Source organism: Pseudomonas sp. Tri1, from assembly GCF_017968885.1.
GTDB lineage: Bacteria > Pseudomonadota > Gammaproteobacteria > Pseudomonadales > Pseudomonadaceae > Aquipseudomonas.
The window spans coordinates 4301404-4318355 of the sequence record NZ_CP072913.1 but is presented as its reverse complement, the minus strand read 5'-3'; the positions used below and the strand labels follow the sequence as shown (position 1 = coordinate 4318355).

The following is a 16952-nucleotide window of genomic DNA, read 5'->3' as shown; positions in this document are numbered from 1 at the left end:
GCTTACCATTCGACATTAATGTCGCCTGACCCACCGCCTTCGCGAGCAAGCTCGTTCCCACAGGGGTTGGGTTTTAGTCCGCGGGAGCCAGGCGTTTCTGGAAGAAGAAGTGCTGGTGGCCCGGTGGGTAGTCGTCGATCTGGCCGATTTCCGTGAAGCCGTGCTTTCTGTAGAACGCCGGCGCCTGGAAGTCGAAGGTGTCCAGCCAGATGCCCACGCAGTTTTTCTCCCTGGCCAGTTCTTCGGCCATCCGCATCAACGCCGACCCCGTGCCTTGGCCTCGGGCCTGTTCCGGCACGACCAGTAGCTCGATATAAAACCAGCGGAAAAATACTCGCCCGTAGAGCCCTCCGACTATTTCGTTGCTGTGTTCGTCGCGCACCAGCCAGGCCACCAGTTCGGGCACCGTCCCGCCGGTCTTGGCCGTGTTATAGGCGCGTAGCGGGGCGAGGATGGCCTGGCGCTCTTCATCGGTAGGGGCGTCCGTGCGGTCGATTCGCAGCGTCATCGGTGATGTCCTTATTCAGTAAAAAAACAACCGCACGAGCCTATCTCAAAGCAGGCGTTGCCGTAACCCGGCCGACGGTTGACAGGCGCATTCCACAAACCGGGCCATACTGCCTAATGCTCTTGAAGCGATCCCCGATCTTTAGAACAAGAAGAGACCGACTCATGAAGTTCGAAAACTTTACCCGGACGCTTGTTGCCACCTCCCTGACCCTCAGCTGTTTGTTTGCCCAGGCCGCCTCCCAGGCACCGGTTGCCGCCGAGCACGGTATGGTGGTCACTGCGCAGCACCTGGCCACCCAGGTGGGTGTCGATGTGCTCAAGAGCGGTGGCAATGCCGTGGATGCGGCGGTGGCGGTGGGGTACGCCCTGGCGGTGGTGTATCCGGCGGCGGGTAACCTCGGCGGCGGTGGGTTCATGACGCTCCAATTGGCCGACGGCCGCAAGACCTTCCTGGATTTCCGCGAAAAAGCCCCGCTGGCCGCCACGGCCGACATGTATCTGGACAAGGACGGCAACGTCGTTCCTGAGCTGAGCACCCGTGGGCACCTGGCGGTAGGCGTGCCCGGTACCGTTTCCGGCATGGAGCTGGCACTGAAGAAGTACGGCAGCAAACCCCGGGCGGAATTGATCGCCCCAGCCATCAAGTTTGCCGAGCAAGGCTTCACCCTGGAGCAGGGCGATGTCGATCTGCTGGACACCGCCACCGACGTGTTCAAGAAGGACCTGCGCGATTCCGGCGCGATCTTCCTGCACAACGGCGAGCCGATGCAGGTCGGCCAGAAGCTGGTGCAAAAAGACCTCGCCAAGACCCTGCGGGCCATCTCCGCCAAGGGCGCCGATGGCTTCTACAAAGGCTGGGTGGCCGATGCCCTGGTCACGTCCAGCCAGGCCAACAAAGGCCTCATCACCCAAGCCGACCTGGACAAGTACAAGACCCGCGAACTGGCCCCGGTGGAATGCGACTACCGCGGCTACCACATCATTTCGGCGCCGCCACCCAGCTCCGGTGGGGTGGTGCTGTGCCAGATCATGAACATCCTCGACGGTTATCCAATGAAGGACCTGGGCTTCCATTCGGCCCAGGGCATGCATTATCAGATCGAAGCCATGCGTCACGCCTACGTGGACCGCAACAGCTACCTGGGTGATCCGGACTTTGTGCAGAACCCCATCGACCATCTGCTGGACAAGAACTACGCCGCCAAGTTGCGGGCCGCGATCGATCCGCAAAAGGCCGGTGACTCGCAGAAAATAAAACCTGGGGTGGCGCCCCACGAAGGCAGCAACACCACCCATTACTCCATCGTCGACCAATGGGGCAATGCCGTTTCCGTTACCTACACCCTCAACGACTGGTTTGGCGCTGGCGTGATGGCAAGCAAGACCGGGGTGATCCTTAACGACGAAATGGACGACTTCACCGCCAAGGTCGGCGTGCCGAACATGTATGGCCTGGTGCAGGGGGAAGCCAACGCCATCGCACCGGGCAAGGCGCCGTTGTCGTCCATGAGCCCGACCATCGTCACCAAGGATGGCAAGACGGTGATGGTGGTGGGGACGCCGGGCGGTAGTCGGATCATCACCGCGACCTTGCTGACCATCCTCAACGTGATCGACTACGGCATGAACCTGCAGGAAGCCGTGGACGCGCCGCGTTTCCACCAGCAGTGGATGCCGGAGCAAACCAACCTGGAAACCTTCGCTGCCAGCCCGGATACCCAGAAGCTGCTGGAGAGCTGGGGCCACAAATTCGCCGGCCCGCAGGACCCCAACCACATTGCCGCGATCCTGGTGGGCGCGCCATCACTGGGCGGCAAACCGGTGGGCAAGAACCGTTTCTATGGTGCCAATGACCCCCGTCGCAACACCGGTTTATCGCTGGGTTATTGATAGCGGTTGGGATCGAGCAGCGTTTCGAAAGGGGAAAACCATGAACACCGCATTGTTGATCATCGATATCCAGAACGCACTGTGCCGTGGCGAAGAGGAATGCTTCGACAGCCAGCGCATCATCCGGACTATCAACGACCTGGCGGCCAAAACCAGGGCTTTGGGTTTGACGGTGATCCTGATCCAGCACGAAGAACTGGAAGGCTCGCTGACCTACGGCTCTGCCGCCTGGCAATTGGCCGATGACCTGGTGACCGCTGCCGATGACCTGCGGGTGCGCAAGACCACGCCGGATGCCTTCTACCAGACCGATCTGCTATCGCTGCTGCAAGCGCGCGGCATCGACCGCTTGGTGATCTGCGGGCTGCAAACTGACTATTGCATCAACGCCACCGTGCGCCAGGCCCATGCCTTGGGGTATGACGTAGTCCTGGCCGCGGACGCCCACTCCACGGTGGCCAACGGCAGCATGGCGGCGGAGCAGATCATCGCCAATCACAACAACCGGCTGGGGCGTTTGAGCAGCGCGGTGTCACGGATCGATGTGGTGCCGGCGGGGGAGATTCGCCTCTGACCTGAACTCACCTGGGCAGCATCACCCTTAAGGCGCCCCAAACACCATGGTCCAATAAACCCCCGCATCGCTGCGCGAGTCGGTGGCGTACGCCGCGCCCACCTGGGTGAACATCGGGTTCATCAGGTTGGCGCAATGCCCGGGGCTGGCCAGCCAGTCCTGCATGGCCTTGTTCGGCGAGCCTTGTCCGGCGGCGATGTTCTCGCCGATCTTGCGCCCACGGAAACCCGCGCTTTTCGCCCGGTCGGCCACGGAGCGGCCGTCAGGGTCCTGGTGGGCGAAATAGTTGCCGCGGGCCATCGCCCGGCTGTGTCCCTGGGCGGCGGTCCCGAGGGCGGCGCTCCAACTCAGCGGTCGGGCAGCGGCGAAGCGTTGGCGCCCACACATCCTGGAGCGGGCGCGGGCGGCATTGACCTGGGCCAGCAAGGTCTTGTCAGCGGAGGCCGTATCGTTCACCCGGCCACCGCCCACAGGTTGTGCCAGTACTACGCGCCATTCATTCCCGACCCGATTGACGCCAATGTCGGCGTACTGGTTATCCAACAGCGCCGAACAATGTTCCTCCGCCAACATCTCGAAGGCCTCTTCGGCGTCCCGCGCGTCAGTCAGGCGAATGCTGCGCACTGCCTGGGCTTGATAGCCGGAGCCCTTCAAGGTTTCCCGCAACCCGCCACGAAAGCCGATCGGCAAGGCCAGGCTCGAGCGCAGCACCAACGGCGGCGCGGCTCGGACTGTGCGCCATTCACAGCGGTGGGACTGGCTGCGGTAGTCATTGATCGCTCCCACCAATTGCCCTTCGCCTCGGGCATGGGCGAGGCTGGTAAAAAAAGGAAGCAAGGCGACGAGGCAAAGCGAAGCGAAACGGCAAGAGCGAACAGTGTGGCGCATGGGACGAACGGCTCGGGAGGGGAGTTGCGTTAGCGCCAGGCTTGGCGCCGATCAGCCGCAAAACCCGTCGCGTGGGGCGACGGGTTTTTCACGGCTGGGGTAGGACTGTGGGTTTGAAAACAAGTTTCAGGAGCGGCTGACTTATCGATGGGACCTTCGCCACAACTGCGTGCAGTCAGCTCAGTTGTGTTCAGCCACAGGTGCCTTGACCCGTTCAACCTTGCGATAAGTCAGCAACACGATGCCACTGACCACGATCACCCCACCGAGCACCTGGCCCGGGTTGAGCATCTGGTCCAACACCAGCCAGCCAATCAACAGGGTCGCCAGCGGTTCGATGTTCATCACCGGGGCATTGCGCGGCATGTCCAGGCGGGGCACGCAAATGAACAGCACGATAAACCCGGTGCCGTAGAGCACCACCAACGTCGCCAGGGCCAACCAGCCGCTGCTGCTGGCCGGCAGGTCGAAGCCGCCGGGAAGGGCGCCGGTCAGGCCTGCGAGGTTGACGCTGCTGAAGACGATGAAAATGGTCAGCAGGCTACGCACCGAGCCTCGCACCTGGGACAGCTTGTGGTCGGTGATCCACAGTGCGCAAGCGAACACGCAAGCGGCACAGAAGGCCAGGCCCACTCCTAGCAGCCATTGCGGACCAACGCTCTGTGCGGAGGATAACCGCGCCGGCACTTCCAGCACGAACACCAGGCCCACCAGGATCATCCCCATCAACGTGGCAGTGCGCGCCGTCGGCCGTGGCCCGCCCAACGCCCAGGTCAGCAAAGCCAGCAGGATTGGAAAGACGTTGCCCACCAACAGCGCCAACGCCACTGGCACTCGAGCCACGGCCGAGTACAGACACAGGCTCTGCGCAGCGATGAGCAATCCCAGCATCACCTGCCAACGCCATGCACCCGGTGGCAAACGCAGACTCTGACGCTGCCACAGCACCATCGCGGCCAACACCAGCAGCGTCCCGCCCGAACGCAGCAGAATCGCCAGCAACACCCCTGCGCCATCATCGAACGCCGCTCTGGCGGCGACATGGTTGCCGGCAAAGGCACAGCCCATGCACAGCAGAACGAGCACCGCGAGGTGGCGGGGCAATGGCGTGGGCGCGTCATGTGCAGCGGTGAGGCGAGTCATGGCAGGGTGTCTCAAAGGCAGGCCGCCGAGGCAAAGCGCTTCGGATCGACTATTTTAGTTATAGGTTGTCGTACAACATTGCTGGGTGTTTTTACCCTATAGGGTTGCAAGAGACAAGCTCCCTCGCCACGGGTCATCCACTGTCTATAAGTGAACACCATTGCGTACATTGCCCTGCGCTTTGCTGTACAACAGCCTGACCGTTGTGTCGTTTACAGCATCGTCCCTTTGCGGAGCCGCCCATGCGCCTGGCTGATTTCATCCTCGACAATATCGAGCCGATTCTTCAGGAGTGGGAAGATTTCGCCGAAACCATTACTCCCGCGTCCATTGGCATGGGTTCGGTGGCCCTGCGCGACCATGCCGAGCAGATGCTGCGCACCATCGCTGCAGACCTGCGCACCTCGCAGACGCTCAAGGAGCAGGTGGCCAAGTCCCATGGCGAAGCGCCGTCGGCAGAGGCCGAAACCCCTGCCGAAACCCATGCGATCATCCGCCAGTCCTCGGGTTTCACCGTGGAGCAAATGGTTTCCGAATACCGGGCCCTGCGCACCAGCGTGCTCATGCTCTGGATGCCGCACACCCAGCTGGATCACAAGCAGGTCATGGATGATCTGATTCGCTTCAACGAGGCCGTGGATCAGGCCTTGGCCGAGTCCGTCGTCAGTTACTCGGGGGCGGTGGACGCGTCGCGCAACATCTTTCTCGGCATTCTTGGGCATGACTTGCGTAGCCCCTTGGGCGCGATCCTGCTGAGTTCCGAAGTGCTGCTGCGGGCGGGGGATTTGCCCGCCAAAGCCACCAAGATCACGTCGCGCATCTACACCAGCGTCAAGCGAGCCAACAAAATCGTTGGCGATCTGCTGGATTTCACCCGGACCCAACTCGGCTCGGGCATTCCGGTACAGCGCTTCAACGGCGATCTGGTGGCGGCCTGCGAAGGCATGGTGGAGGAGGCGCGAGCCTATCACCCGGAAAACAGAGTCCTCTTTGAAACCAGCGGTCCCCTGGAAGGGCTGTTTGACCAGGCACGCATGGAGCAGGTGTTCTCCAACCTGATCGGCAATGCTGTCCAGCATGGCGCCGAGGGCACGCCGATAACCGTTTCGTTGAGCGCTGAAGAGGATATGGCCGTGATTGCGATCAACAATCAGGGCACGCCTATCGAGAAAGATGCCATTGCCAGCATCTTCAACCCGATGATCCGGCATCTGCGTAGCGGTGAGATGCAGTACGGCTCCGCGGCCGGGCTAGGACTGGGCCTGCACATCGCCTCGGCGATCGTATCGGCCCATAAGGGCACCATCGAGGTTCACTCGAAGGCGCGAGTCGGTACGACCTTTACCGTTCGTATACCGCTGCACCCGGACTGATCGCTTGTCCGGACGAACGGGCTTGTATACTTGTACGATGTCTTATCACGTAGTAAAACTGTCGTCCCGTCCAATAATAATTAACGGAGACGCACGATGGATGTTTCGCAATCTGCAACCGCAACCGATCAGGGCCGCCGGGTATTCCTGAAAAAATCCCTGGTGGTCTCGGCGGCCGCCGCGACCCTCGGTAATCTGCCAGGGCTGGCTCAGGCCGAACCTCTGAGCCAGCGTTACCCAGACCCACTGATCAATATCCTCGACCCCAGCTTCATGGACTTGCGCATCTTCAACGCCAGTGTGGAAAAGCTCGCCACCGGCCTGCGCTGGGCAGAAGGGCCGGTGTGGGTGGGCGACGGTCGTTACCTGCTGGTCAGCGACATTCCCAACAACCGCATCGTGCGCTGGGATGAAGTCACCGCAGGCCTGTCGGTGTACCGCGAGAACTCCAATTTCTCCAACGGCATGTGCCGCGATCGCCAGGGGCGCCTGTTGGTGTGCGAGGGCTCCACCACCTCCACCGAAGGTCGGCGCATCACCCGTACCGAGCATAACGGCACTATTACCGTGCTGGCGGACAGTTTCGAGGGCAAGCCGCTCAACTCGCCCAATGACATCGTGTGCAAGCGGGACGGCTCGGTCTGGTTCACCGACCCACCGTTCCAGACCGGCAACAACTACGAGGGACACAAAGTCACGCCGTCCCAGCCCCACGCGGTGTACCGCATCGACGGTGAAACCGGCAAGCTCACTCGGGTCATTGACGACCTGGCGGGGCCGAACGGGCTGTGCTTTTCCCCGGACGAGAAAATCCTCTACGTCGTTGAGGGCCGGGCCAAGCCCAATCGCTTGATCTGGGCGATCACCGTCAAGGACGATGGCACGCTGGGGGATCGACGCAAACACATCGAAGGCCTGGATTACGCGGCTATCGATGGGATCAAGTGCGATGAGAGCGGCAATCTCTGGTGCGGTTGGGGCGGCAACGGCGATCCCAAGGCCGACCTGGAAAAGCTCGACGGTGTGCGAGTGTTCAACCCCGAAGGTAAGGCCATCGGGCATATTTCCCTGCCGGAGCGCTGCCCCAACATCTGCTTTGGCGGGCGGGAAGGCAATCGGTTGTTCATGGCCGGCAGCCATTCGCTGTATTCGCTGTTCGTGAATACCCGGGGGGCGACGTTTGCCTGAGTGAGTGTGGCGAGGGGATTTAGCGAAACGTCGCACCGCCCCTCGCCACAGGTTCCGTTATTCGCCAGCCATCCGCGCTGCCGTACTTCCCCGCACCGTCAACTCAAACGGCAGCAACACATGCCGTTCGGCAATCGGCTTTTTCTCGATCAAGGCAATCAACATCTCTACCGCCTTCTGCCCAAACGCTTCGGCTGGCTGCGAAATAGTGGTCAGGGGTGGGTCGCTGTAGGCCGCGAACGGGATGTCGTCAAAACCCACCAGGGAAATATCCTCGGGCACCCGCAGGCCCATTTGCTTGATGCACTTGAGTGCGCCGATGGCCATCTCGTCGTTCTCACAAAACAGCGCGCTGGGCCGGCCGGCCAGCGCCATCATCGCGCCAGCCCCCTCGTACCCGGCTTTCAAGGTGAAGTCGCCATGGCAGATCAGGCTGGGGTCGACGGCGATGCCGGCCTGGTGCAGGGCATCCTGATAACCGGCGACGCGGTCCAGGGTCAGTGGGCTGCTGCGCGGGCCCTTGATGATGCCGATGCGCCGATGGCCGAGGCCGATCAAATGCTCGGTCATGGCCTGGGCGGCGGCTCGATTGTCGAGGCTGATGGTCGGGTAGGGGGCGCCTTTGACCACTTCGCAGGCGTTGACCAACGGCAGGGACTCAGCGCCAGGAGGTAGCGATTCAAACGGGTTGCTGGCGCGCAACTGAATCACCCCGTCGGCCTGGTGGGCATAGACCAGCGCAGCGAACTCCCGCTCGATGGCTTCCCGGCCCTGAGTGTCGCACAGCAGCAACCGATAGCCCGCCGCCTGCGCTGCCTGCTGTGCGCCGCTGATGACCCGGGCGAAAAACGTGTTGGCGATGGTCGGCACCAGGATCACCAGGTTGCCGGTGCGGCGGGAGCGGAACTGCACGGCCATCAGGTTAGGCCGATAGCCGGCCTGTTCCACCGCCGCGTTGACCTTGTCCCGCGTTTCGGGAAGCACCCGCTCGGGGGATTTCAGCGTTCTGGACACCGTGGCCACCGACACACCGGCCAGCCGGGCCACTTCACGAATGTTGGACAAAATCACCTCAAGGGGTAGGGGCTACGGTTGGGGAGCTTACCGCAAGTTGAGCGCCTCACAAATGCTCAGGCATGACGCATCGGGTTTGACACGCCAGGAAACTGAGCCTAGATTTCCGTCATGATGTAACCGGTTACATCGTCATCCTGACAAGAAGAGAATCGCGATGAATCCTGTGGCACGAAAAATAAGAATGGGCTTCGTCGGCGGTGGCGAGGGCGCTTTCATCGGCCAAGCCCACCGTCAGGCGGCGGGGCTGGACGGCGGTTGTGAACTGGTGTGCGGCGCGTTCAGCCGCGACCCCGACAACACTCGGCAGACCGGTGCGGCCCTGGGCCTGGCCGCGTCCCGTTGTTACCACGACTGGCAGCATATGCTCGACACCGAAGCGCTACTGCCTCTGGACCAGCGCATGGAACTGCTGGTGATCGTCACACCTAATCATCTCCACGCACCCATTGCCAGCCAGGCATTGGAAGCGGGTTTCCATGTGTTCAGCGAGAAGCCCGCCGCCCTGGACCTCAAAGAGTTGCTGGCCCTCAGGGAGGTGCTGCAAGGCAGCCGTTGCCTCTACGGCCTGGCCCACACCTACCTGGGCTATCCCATGGTTTGGCAGGCGCGGGAGATGGTGCGTTCGGGCGTGATTGGCCAAATGCGCAAAGTGCTGGTCGAGTATCCCCAAGGCTGGCTCAGCCAGGATGTCGCCGCCCAGGGCAACAAACAGGCCGAGTGGCGCGACGACCCCTTGCAGTCCGGTTTGGGCGGTTGCATCGGTGACATTGGCACCCATGCGTTTTCCCTGGCCGAGTTCGTCGCGGACCAGCCTATCCAACAGCTATGCGCAGCGTTGGGCACGCATATACCGGGCCGCCAGTTGGATGATGACGTGGCGATGCTGTTCAAGATGGCGGGCGGCGCCAGCGGCGTATTGCTCGCAAGCCAGGTCTGCACCGGCGAAGAGAACCCGCTGAAGATTCGCCTCTACGGGGATAAGGGCGCTTTGGAATGGCGCCAGGAAGAACCGGCGAGCCTGATCCATCGCGCCTTTGACCAACCCCTGCGCATCCTGCGTGGCGGTGTCGGCCAGCCGTGGCTGTGCGAGGCGGCCAAGCGTCGCATGCGCCTGCCGGCTGGACATCCTGAGGGCTATCTGGAGGCTATGGCCAACCTCTACGGCGATATCGCCCAAGCCATTCGCAACCATGTCGAAGGCCCTGACATCCCCGGTGTGCCGGGCATCGAGACCGGCCTGCGTGGCATGGCGTTCATCGAGGCCGCCATCCTCAACCACCGTGGCGACGCGAAGTGGACCAGCGTACAAACCGGAGCTTCCCTGTTGTGAATACCCTCGACAAAACCCCGAGCGGCCTGCGCGGCCCAGGTATTTTCCTGGCGCAGTTCATGTCCGCCGAAGCGCCGTTCGACACCCTCGCCAACATCGCCCAATGGGCGGCGTCGCAAGGCTACAAGGCCATTCAACTGCCGACGTCGGGCACGCAATACATCGACCTGGCCCGGGCCGCCGAGAGCCAGGAATATTGCGATCAGCTCAAGGCCACATGCGCCCGGGCCGGTGTCGAAATCAGCGAGTTGTCGACACATCTGCAAGGCCAGTTGGTGGCGGTGCATCCGGCGTTCGACACGCTGTTCGACGACTTCGCCCCGGTGCAGCTGCGGGGCCAGCCCCAGGCGCGGACCGAGTGGGCGATCGAGCAACTCAAGCTCGCCGCTCGCGCCAGCCAGCGGCTGGGTCTCAAAGCCCACGCAACGTTTTCCGGAGCGCTGCTGTGGCCGTATCTCTACCCGTGGCCACAACGTCCGGCCGGGCTGGTGGAGCAAGGTTTCGCTGAGCTGGCCCGGCGCTGGTTGCCGATCCTCGACTGCTTCGAGGCGGCTGGGGTGGACCTGTGCTACGAGATCCACCCCGGCGAAGACCTGCATGACGGGGCCTCGTTCGAGCGCTTCCTGGACGCCGTCGATCACCACCCTCGGGCGGCGATCCTCTACGATCCCAGCCATCTGCTGCTGCAACAGATGGACTACCTGGGTTTCATCGACCGCTATCACGCGCGCATCCGCATGTTCCACGTCAAGGACGCCGAGTTTCGCCCCGACGCCCGTTCCGGGGTGTATGGCGGTTATCAGGGCTGGGTGGATCGCCCAGGGCGGTTCCGTTCGCTGGGCGATGGCCAGATCGATTTCAAATCGATCTTCAGCAAACTGACCCAATACGATTTCAGCGGTTGGGCGGTGCTGGAATGGGAGTGTTGCCTGAAGGATTCGCGACAAGGCGCGGCAGAAGGGGCGGCGTTCATCCAGCGACACATGATCAGCAAGACCGGCAAGGCGTTCGATGATTTTGCCAGCGTTACGGCGGATGAGGACTCCAACCGGCGGCTGTTGGGTTTGTTGAGGTAACCGGGCCAACCCAAACCCTGTAGCGAGGAAACTCATTGTGGGAGCAAGGCTTGCCCGCGATGAACGAATACGCGGTTCAACTGTGAGACGGCGGCGCGGCCATCGCGGGCAAGCCTTGCTCCCACAATGGGGAGTAAATCCCTTTGCAACAAAAGCGGTGCGCTTTTTCATTTTTCACAAGAACAACAATAAAACGGTGACGGTCATGACCACAATGAACGCACGCTTGAGCGTGATGATGTTCCTGCAGTTCTTTATCTGGGGTGGCTGGTTCGTCACCCTCGGCACCTTTCTGTCCAGCACGCTGGGCGCCAGCGGGGGCAGGTCGGCATGGCGTTTTCCACTCAGTCGTGGGGGGCGATCATTGCGCCGTTCGTGATCGGCCTGATCGCCGACCGCTATTTCAATGCCGAGCGCATCCTGGCTGTGCTGCACCTGGTGGGCGCGGTGTTGTTGTACCAGCTGTATTCGGCGGCGGATTTCAGCGTGTTCTACCCATATGTGCTGGCGTACATGGTGGTCTACATGCCGACGCTGGCACTGGTCAATTCCGTGGCCTTCCGGCAGATGCGCGATCCGGCGCTGGAATTCTCGCGCATCCGGGTGTGGGGCACCCTCGGCTGGATCGTCGCGGGCGTGGTGATCAGCTTTGTGTTCGCCTGGGATTCGCGCGAGGCAATCTCGGCAGGCGGCTTGCGCAATACGTTCCTGATGGCGGCCGTGGCTTCCCTGGTCCTGGGGCTCTACAGCTTCACGCTGCCGGCCACGGCACCGCTCCAAGAGCAGGCGAGCGGTGGCGGCATCAAGCAGCTATTGGGGTTGGACGCATTGGGCTTGTTGAAGGACCGCAGCTACCTGGTGTTCTTCATTGCCTCGATTCTGATCTGCATTCCCTTGGCATTCTATTACCAGAATGCCAACCCATTCCTGGCTGAAACCGGCATGACCAACCCCACGGCGAAGATGGCCATCGGGCAGGTGTCCGAAGTGTTGTTCATGCTGCTGTTGCCACTGTTCATCCAGCGCTTGGGTATCAAGCTGGCGCTGTTGGTGGGCATGTTGGCGTGGGCGTTGCGCTACCTGTTGTTCGCCTACGGCAATAACGGCGACCTGGCGTTCATGCTGTTCACCGGTATTGCCCTGCACGGCATCTGCTACGACTTCTTTTTTGTCTCGGGGCAGATCTACACCGATGCCAAGGCGCCAGAGCATTTTCGCAGTTCGGCCCAGGGGCTGATCACCTTGGCGACCTATGGCGTCGGGATGCTGATCGGCTTCTGGGTGGCGGGGCAGGTGACCGATCACTTTGCCGTAGCCGGCGGCCATGACTGGAAAAATATCTGGCTGTTCCCGGGCGGCTTTGCGTTGGTGGTATTGGTGTGCTTTCTGTTTACCTTCAGCGGTCGGCAGGCGGTTAACGCGCTTTCAAAGGCTTGAAGCAGGGCAGGGTTGGGCATCGGTCATTTATGGCTGACGTCCAGCTTGGTGTAGGTCACTTTCCCGCCTTCGGTGGCATACCCAACGTTGTCCAGGGTGTAGACGCCCGCCTTGAAATAGAAGTCGTAGCTGTACCAGGACGGGTCGAGCTTCACTTGCTTGCCAAGGTTGTTGATCAGCACCGTGACCTGGCCCTGTTTGTCCATCTGCAAGGAGTAGGTGAAGACTTTATTCAAGGCAACGTTCGGCACGGTAAAGATCACCGGGCTCTTCGGGTCCTTGGGCTTGACCCGGTATTCGACATCCAGGTTACCGCTGCCCTTGGCGAAGCGGTACACCAGTTTGAGCAACGGGGCGGGCGCGTCCTTGGCGTGGATCTGAGCGACTACCACGCGACCGGCAGAGGGGACCTGGTTCACGGCCAGCGTTCCTTTGAGGGTGTTGACACCGCTGTTGTAACGCCAGTTGCGCAGTTTGCCGTCCTTCGAAGTTTCCCGTAGCTCGGAGCGGGGGTATTCGCTTTTGCCCGTGTGAGAACCCGTTACCGGCGCCCAGAACACGATTTTGTCGCCCGTGTTGGTGAAGTACAGGTTGCGCAGCGTTGGAACGGCCTTGGTCGCAACGGTCAGGGCAGGGGTTTGTATGGGAAGTGTGATGTTCCAGACAGTCAGGTCGATCATGGGTGTTAGCTCTGGCAGGCTGATGCTCGTAGGCGTTCGGCCGGGGTATGCGAGGGCCTTCCATGGCGCTGTTTTCAGCTTATCGACAGGGAAGGGTTCTGCTGGAGGCGCATCTGACGGATGGCTCTGTCTTGAGCTTCACAGCCGGTTTCGCTGACTGCGCAGGGATAATGTCAATTTGACGCTGATCGGTTAGAGTACGCGCCGCCCGAGAGACGGATCCCGGGCGTTTTCTCATGGAGTATTCAATGAATCACATCAGCAAAGTTGTCGCCTGCGCACTGTTTGGCCTGGCCCTGGCGGGTTGCACCGGCACCCCGATGAAGACCCAGCAATACGACAGCAGCCAATACACCGTTGTCGGCCACAGTGAAGCGAAGGCCACTGGCCTGCTGCTGTTCGGCGTGATCCCGATTCGCCAGAACAACCGTTTCGTGCGTGCCCAGGACGCGGCGATCAAGGCCAAGGGCGGCGATGCCATGATCAATACCCAGGTGCAGGAAAACTGGTTCTGGGCCTGGGTCCTGACCGGTTACACCACCTCGGTGTCCGGTGATGTGGTCAAGCTGAAAAACGTTCAGTAACACTACTGTTCTTGATCGTTCCCACGCTCCCGCGTGGGGATGCATCCACTGACGTTCAGCGGAACGCGGAGCATGGGAACGATCGATATCCCCGGTTAATGTCCTCCCACCACCATGTGACTGAACGGCGCCACATACGCCTGCAACGTCACCAGCCCGCCTACCAGAATCGCCAGCACCACCGAGTGGAAAAACACGTAGCGCAGGATTTCTCCTTCATGGCCGTACCAGCGCGTCGCGGTAGAGGCCACCACGATCGACTGGGCATCGACCATCTTGCCCATGACCCCGCCGGAGCTGTTCGCCGCGGCCATCAGCACCGGGCTGATCCCCAACTGCTCCGCCGTCACCCGTTGCAACCCACCGAACAGCACGTTGGACGCCGTGTCCGAGCCGGTCAGTGCCACGCCGAGCCAGCCCAGCAAGGTGCCGAACATGGGGTAGAAAATGCCCGTCGCGGCAAAGGCCAGGCCCATGGTCGCGTCCAGCCCGGAATAGCGCGTGAGAAAGCCCAGGGCCAACATCGCCACGATGGTGATCAGCGAGTAACGCACCACCCATAGTGTTCGCAGGTAGTGGCGCGCCAGTTGCGGGATCGAATAGCCCATCAGCAAGCCACCGAGAATGGCCGCCAGGAAGATCCCGCTGCCGGTGGCGGTGAACCAGTTGAACTTGTAGATCGCTTCCTCGGTTTTGGGTTGGGGCACCACGGGTGGGACTTTTTCGATCTGCTGGTGGATGGTGCCGAAGGTCAGCAGGGGCGAGAAAATCGGGTTGGCCTCGCGCATCGGCTTGCCCTGTGGGTCGAGCTTGGCCGATTGCGTTTGTGGGTCCAGCGCTGGGCGTGTATCGAACAGGTTCTTGAAGCCCTGGGTACCCCAGGCGAACACGAACACGGTGAGGATGATCCACGGCATCCAGGCCCGTAGCACCGCCGGTCGCGCATCGCTGGAAAAGGTGCCGCTGGCCTGCGGTTTTTCATCTTCGCTGGCGTCGATTTTCGAATGATCCACCCGTCCCGACAACGCCGCGGACGTATGCACCGTGGCCGGTTTCCAGACCTTGAGAAAACCGGTGAGGCAGGCCATGGAGATCAGCGCGGCAATCACATCCACCAGCATCGGCCCGTGGTAGTTGGACACCAGGAACTGCGGGATGGCGAAGCTGACGCCGGCCACCAGGATCGCCGGCCAGATTTCCAGCATCTTGCGCCACCCGGCAAACGCCCAGATCAGCCAGAACGGCACGATCACCGAAAAAAACGGCAATTGCCGACCGACCATCATCGACAACTCCATTTCATCCAGCCCGGTCACCTTGGCCAGGGTAATGATCGGCGTGCCGAGGGCGCCGAAGGCCACGGGCGCGGTGTTGGCGATCAGCGCCAGGCCTGAGGCGGCCAGGGGCGAAAAGCCCAGCCCGATCAGGATCGCCCCGGTCACCGCCACCGGCGTCCCGAAGCCGGCCGCGCCCTCGAAGAACGCACCAAAGCAGAAGGCGATCAGCAGCAATTGCAGGCGCCGGTCGTCGGTAATGCGCGCCAGGGAGTCCTGCAGCACCTTGAACGAGCCGTTCTCGGTGGTCAGGCGGTGCAGGAAAATGATGTTGAGCACAATCCAGCCTATGGGCAGCAAGCCGTTGGCCGCCCCATACAACGCCGCCGATCCGGCCATGCCGGCGGGCATGCCGAAGGCGAAAATCGCGATCAGCAAGGCCGAGGCCAGGGCCAGCAACGCCGCCAGGTGTGCCTTGATATGAAAGAACGCCAGGGACGCCAGCATTACCACCACCGGGACCGCCGCCAGAAGCGTGGACAGCACCGCATTACCGAAGGGATCGTAGACTTGTTGCCAGACCATGTTCCACCTCTGCTTTTTATTGTTGGAAGTGCAGGCCCCAGGGGGGATTGGCAGAGAAGTATAGGCGTGGATTGGGGAGGGGTTGCTACGCCCTGCTTGGGCCGGGGGATGCTGGCTAGTGGGTATCGAGGCGCTCAGCTTCTTCCTGTCGAAGTTCGAGGCTCAAGCCATCGCAGCTTTGCGACCAAGCGCTGAGCCATGGCGCCATGGCCGGAGACTGTTCAGCCAGCCCCAGCTCGCGAATGAATTCACTTGGAGAAAGGGGCCCCCCGGCCGAGCGGAACAGGCCACGCATGACCACCACGCCTACCACGCGGCCCCGGCTCATGAAACGGTGTTCCATGAGAATCCATTTGTCATCCCAGCCGAGCATCCGGGTATGCACCTCGAATGCCTCGAACAGCCTCAGCTCGCGCCGAAACTTGCCCCAGACATCTCCGACGATCGGCATCGCTCGGTTGCGCAGCGCCACTTTGTAGGCACCGCTGCGCAGCACGTAATCCATGCGGCCAATGTCAGCCAAGGTGAAATAGCGACCGTTGGTGACGTGACGGTTGAAGTCCAGGTCCAGCGGCCACACACGCATGCGTACCACAGTCGTATCCAAGGGCGCCGTTGGCTTGCGCCAGGGACGACGGAACAGCATCAATAACAGTCGGAACCAGAGATTCATGGACACGCCACCAGAATGGAAAGCGGCGCACTGTAAACAGGCGGCGAGACGCGGGCTAGGTGCGCAAATGACTGTTTTGCCGCAATTCGTGCATTTGGGACATGTCTTGCACTGGATGGCTTACGAGCACCTGTGGCGAGGGGCAACCTCACTCGCCACAGGGAAACCTCGCCGGCTTCAGCCCTTGGCTGCCATCGCCGTCACTTCCACGCGCATCCCCTCGACCGCCAGCGCCGCCACGCCCACGGCGGCTCGCACCGGCCAAGGCTTGGCGAAGAAGCGTTTGTAGACCTCGTTGAAGGCGGCGCGATCAGCCATGTCGGTGAGGTAGATGGTCAGGTGCAACACACGGTCCATGGAACTGCCGGCGCGTTCCAACGCTACCTTGAGCGCCTGCAGCGTGCACTCGCTTTGCCGCGTGATGTCGCCCAGTTCCAGGCTGCCGTCGGCGTGCGTTGGAATTTGCGTGGAAACCAGCAGGCCGCCGAAACCGGCGACGTCGGAAGAAATGGAGTCCGCATCCGGATCAGGCGTGAACGTGATGTCTTGGTTAGCCATGGAGGTCTCTTGCTCGAAAAGGGTTGTGGGGGCGGTCGTGCCAACAGCGACCGGCTTGCCAGTTTACCGCCCATCGTCGAACCTTTCGTGATTTGCTTGATCCCTCGGCAAG

Annotated in this window: 15 protein-coding genes and 1 pseudogene; 8 read left to right on the top strand and 8 right to left on the bottom strand. The window is 61.7% G+C overall.

Annotated elements, in window-relative coordinates; genetic code table 11:
- Positions 1–73: 73 nt before the first annotated feature.
- Positions 74–508, bottom strand: a complete 435-nt coding sequence (locus tag J9870_RS18430) for a GNAT family N-acetyltransferase (protein WP_210639408.1) — start codon at positions 506–508, stop codon at positions 74–76.
- A gap of 164 nt (positions 509–672) precedes the next feature.
- Here J9870_RS18430 and ggt point away from each other — a divergent pair, with 164 nt between their 5' ends.
- A complete protein-coding gene (gene ggt / locus J9870_RS18425) occupies positions 673–2400 on the top strand; it encodes a gamma-glutamyltransferase (protein ID WP_210639407.1) in 1728 nt (575 codons plus the stop codon).
- A gap of 40 nt (positions 2401–2440) precedes the next feature.
- Entirely contained in the window at positions 2441–2974 is a 534-nt protein-coding gene (locus J9870_RS18420) for a cysteine hydrolase family protein (protein ID WP_210639406.1), read from the top strand.
- A gap of 27 nt (positions 2975–3001) precedes the next feature.
- Here J9870_RS18420 and J9870_RS18415 read toward each other — a convergent pair whose 3' ends face one another.
- Together J9870_RS18415 and J9870_RS18410 are read right to left on the bottom strand one after the other, a co-directional pair.
- Positions 3002–3862 carry a CAP domain-containing protein gene (locus J9870_RS18415; protein ID WP_210639405.1) on the bottom strand — a complete coding sequence of 287 codons (861 nt, stop codon included), beginning with the start codon at positions 3860–3862 and terminating at the stop codon, positions 3002–3004.
- A 180-nt stretch (positions 3863–4042) separates the two neighbouring features.
- On the bottom strand, positions 4043–4930 hold the full coding sequence (locus tag J9870_RS18410; protein WP_246883155.1) for a DMT family transporter: 888 nt from the start codon (positions 4928–4930) through the stop codon (positions 4043–4045).
- A 317-nt stretch (positions 4931–5247) separates the two neighbouring features.
- Here J9870_RS18410 and J9870_RS18405 point away from each other — a divergent pair, with 317 nt between their 5' ends.
- Together J9870_RS18405 and J9870_RS18400 are read left to right on the top strand one after the other, a co-directional pair.
- Entirely contained in the window at positions 5248–6378 is a 1131-nt protein-coding gene (locus J9870_RS18405) for a sensor histidine kinase (protein WP_210639403.1), read from the top strand.
- Positions 6379–6474: 96 nt separating this feature from the next.
- Positions 6475–7566, top strand: a complete 1092-nt coding sequence (locus J9870_RS18400) for an SMP-30/gluconolactonase/LRE family protein (protein ID WP_210639402.1) — start codon at positions 6475–6477, stop codon at positions 7564–7566.
- Between the two features lie 57 nt (positions 7567–7623).
- Here the strand turns inward: J9870_RS18400 and J9870_RS18395 are convergent, their stop codons facing one another.
- A complete protein-coding gene (locus tag J9870_RS18395) occupies positions 7624–8631 on the bottom strand; it encodes a LacI family DNA-binding transcriptional regulator (RefSeq protein WP_210639401.1) in 1008 nt (335 codons plus the stop codon).
- A gap of 166 nt (positions 8632–8797) precedes the next feature.
- Here J9870_RS18395 and J9870_RS18390 point away from each other — a divergent pair, with 166 nt between their 5' ends.
- From J9870_RS18390 to J9870_RS18380, 3 genes and pseudogenes are all read left to right on the top strand, one after another.
- On the top strand, positions 8798–9973 hold the full coding sequence (locus J9870_RS18390; RefSeq protein ID WP_210639400.1) for a Gfo/Idh/MocA family oxidoreductase: 1176 nt from the start codon (positions 8798–8800) through the stop codon (positions 9971–9973).
- The gene (locus tag J9870_RS18385) at positions 9970–11049 is read left to right on the top strand and encodes a sugar phosphate isomerase/epimerase family protein (protein WP_210639399.1); all 1080 of its coding nucleotides are present in this window, start codon (positions 9970–9972) and stop codon (positions 11047–11049) included. The genes J9870_RS18390 and J9870_RS18385 overlap by 4 nt, the downstream gene beginning before the upstream one ends.
- Before the next feature lie 205 nt (positions 11050–11254).
- Positions 11255–12486: pseudogene (locus J9870_RS18380) on the top strand (nucleoside permease).
- A gap of 23 nt (positions 12487–12509) precedes the next feature.
- Here J9870_RS18380 and J9870_RS18375 read toward each other — a convergent pair.
- Positions 12510–13166 carry a polysaccharide lyase family 7 protein gene (locus J9870_RS18375; RefSeq protein ID WP_210639398.1) on the bottom strand — a complete coding sequence of 219 codons (657 nt, stop codon included), beginning with the start codon at positions 13164–13166 and terminating at the stop codon, positions 12510–12512.
- A 248-nt stretch (positions 13167–13414) separates the two neighbouring features.
- On the opposite strand from J9870_RS18375, the gene J9870_RS18370 reads away from it, so the two are divergent.
- On the top strand, positions 13415–13750 hold the full coding sequence (locus tag J9870_RS18370; protein WP_003203257.1) for a hypothetical protein: 336 nt from the start codon (positions 13415–13417) through the stop codon (positions 13748–13750).
- Between the two features lie 95 nt (positions 13751–13845).
- Here J9870_RS18370 and J9870_RS18365 read toward each other — a convergent pair whose 3' ends face one another.
- The 3 genes from J9870_RS18365 to J9870_RS18355 form a co-directional block, all read right to left on the bottom strand.
- Positions 13846–15609, bottom strand: a complete 1764-nt coding sequence (locus tag J9870_RS18365; protein ID WP_210639397.1) for an L-lactate permease — start codon at positions 15607–15609, stop codon at positions 13846–13848.
- Between the two features lie 115 nt (positions 15610–15724).
- Positions 15725–16282: a thioesterase family protein gene (locus tag J9870_RS18360; protein ID WP_210639396.1), complete on the bottom strand. Its 558-nt coding sequence runs from the start codon at positions 16280–16282 to the stop codon at positions 15725–15727.
- A 177-nt stretch (positions 16283–16459) separates the two neighbouring features.
- Entirely contained in the window at positions 16460–16840 is a 381-nt protein-coding gene (locus tag J9870_RS18355) for a RidA family protein (RefSeq protein ID WP_210639395.1), read from the bottom strand.
- Positions 16841–16952 lie beyond the last annotated feature (112 nt).

Excerpts from the sequence above, each read along its gene's own strand:
- J9870_RS18355 (WP_210639395.1), bottom strand. The coding sequence starts at position 16,840 with ATGGCTAACCAAGACATCACGTTCACGCCTGATCCGGATGCGGACTCC.
- J9870_RS18390 (WP_210639400.1), top strand. The coding sequence starts at position 8,798 with ATGAATCCTGTGGCACGAAAAATAAGAATGGGCTTCGTCGGCGGTGGC.
- J9870_RS18420 (WP_210639406.1), top strand. The coding sequence starts at position 2,441 with ATGAACACCGCATTGTTGATCATCGATATCCAGAACGCACTGTGCCGT.
- J9870_RS18375 (WP_210639398.1), bottom strand. The coding sequence starts at position 13,166 with ATGATCGACCTGACTGTCTGGAACATCACACTTCCCATACAAACCCCT.
- ggt (WP_210639407.1), top strand. The coding sequence starts at position 673 with ATGAAGTTCGAAAACTTTACCCGGACGCTTGTTGCCACCTCCCTGACC.
- J9870_RS18430 (WP_210639408.1), bottom strand. The coding sequence starts at position 508 with ATGACGCTGCGAATCGACCGCACGGACGCCCCTACCGATGAAGAGCGC.
- J9870_RS18410 (WP_246883155.1), bottom strand. The coding sequence starts at position 4,930 with ATGGGCTGTGCCTTTGCCGGCAACCATGTCGCCGCCAGAGCGGCGTTC.
- J9870_RS18400 (WP_210639402.1), top strand. The coding sequence starts at position 6,475 with ATGGATGTTTCGCAATCTGCAACCGCAACCGATCAGGGCCGCCGGGTA.
- J9870_RS18415 (WP_210639405.1), bottom strand. The coding sequence starts at position 3,862 with ATGCGCCACACTGTTCGCTCTTGCCGTTTCGCTTCGCTTTGCCTCGTC.
- J9870_RS18365 (WP_210639397.1), bottom strand. The coding sequence starts at position 15,609 with ATGGTCTGGCAACAAGTCTACGATCCCTTCGGTAATGCGGTGCTGTCC.
- J9870_RS18405 (WP_210639403.1), top strand. The coding sequence starts at position 5,248 with ATGCGCCTGGCTGATTTCATCCTCGACAATATCGAGCCGATTCTTCAG.
- J9870_RS18360 (WP_210639396.1), bottom strand. The coding sequence starts at position 16,282 with ATGAATCTCTGGTTCCGACTGTTATTGATGCTGTTCCGTCGTCCCTGG.
- J9870_RS18370 (WP_003203257.1), top strand. The coding sequence starts at position 13,415 with ATGAATCACATCAGCAAAGTTGTCGCCTGCGCACTGTTTGGCCTGGCC.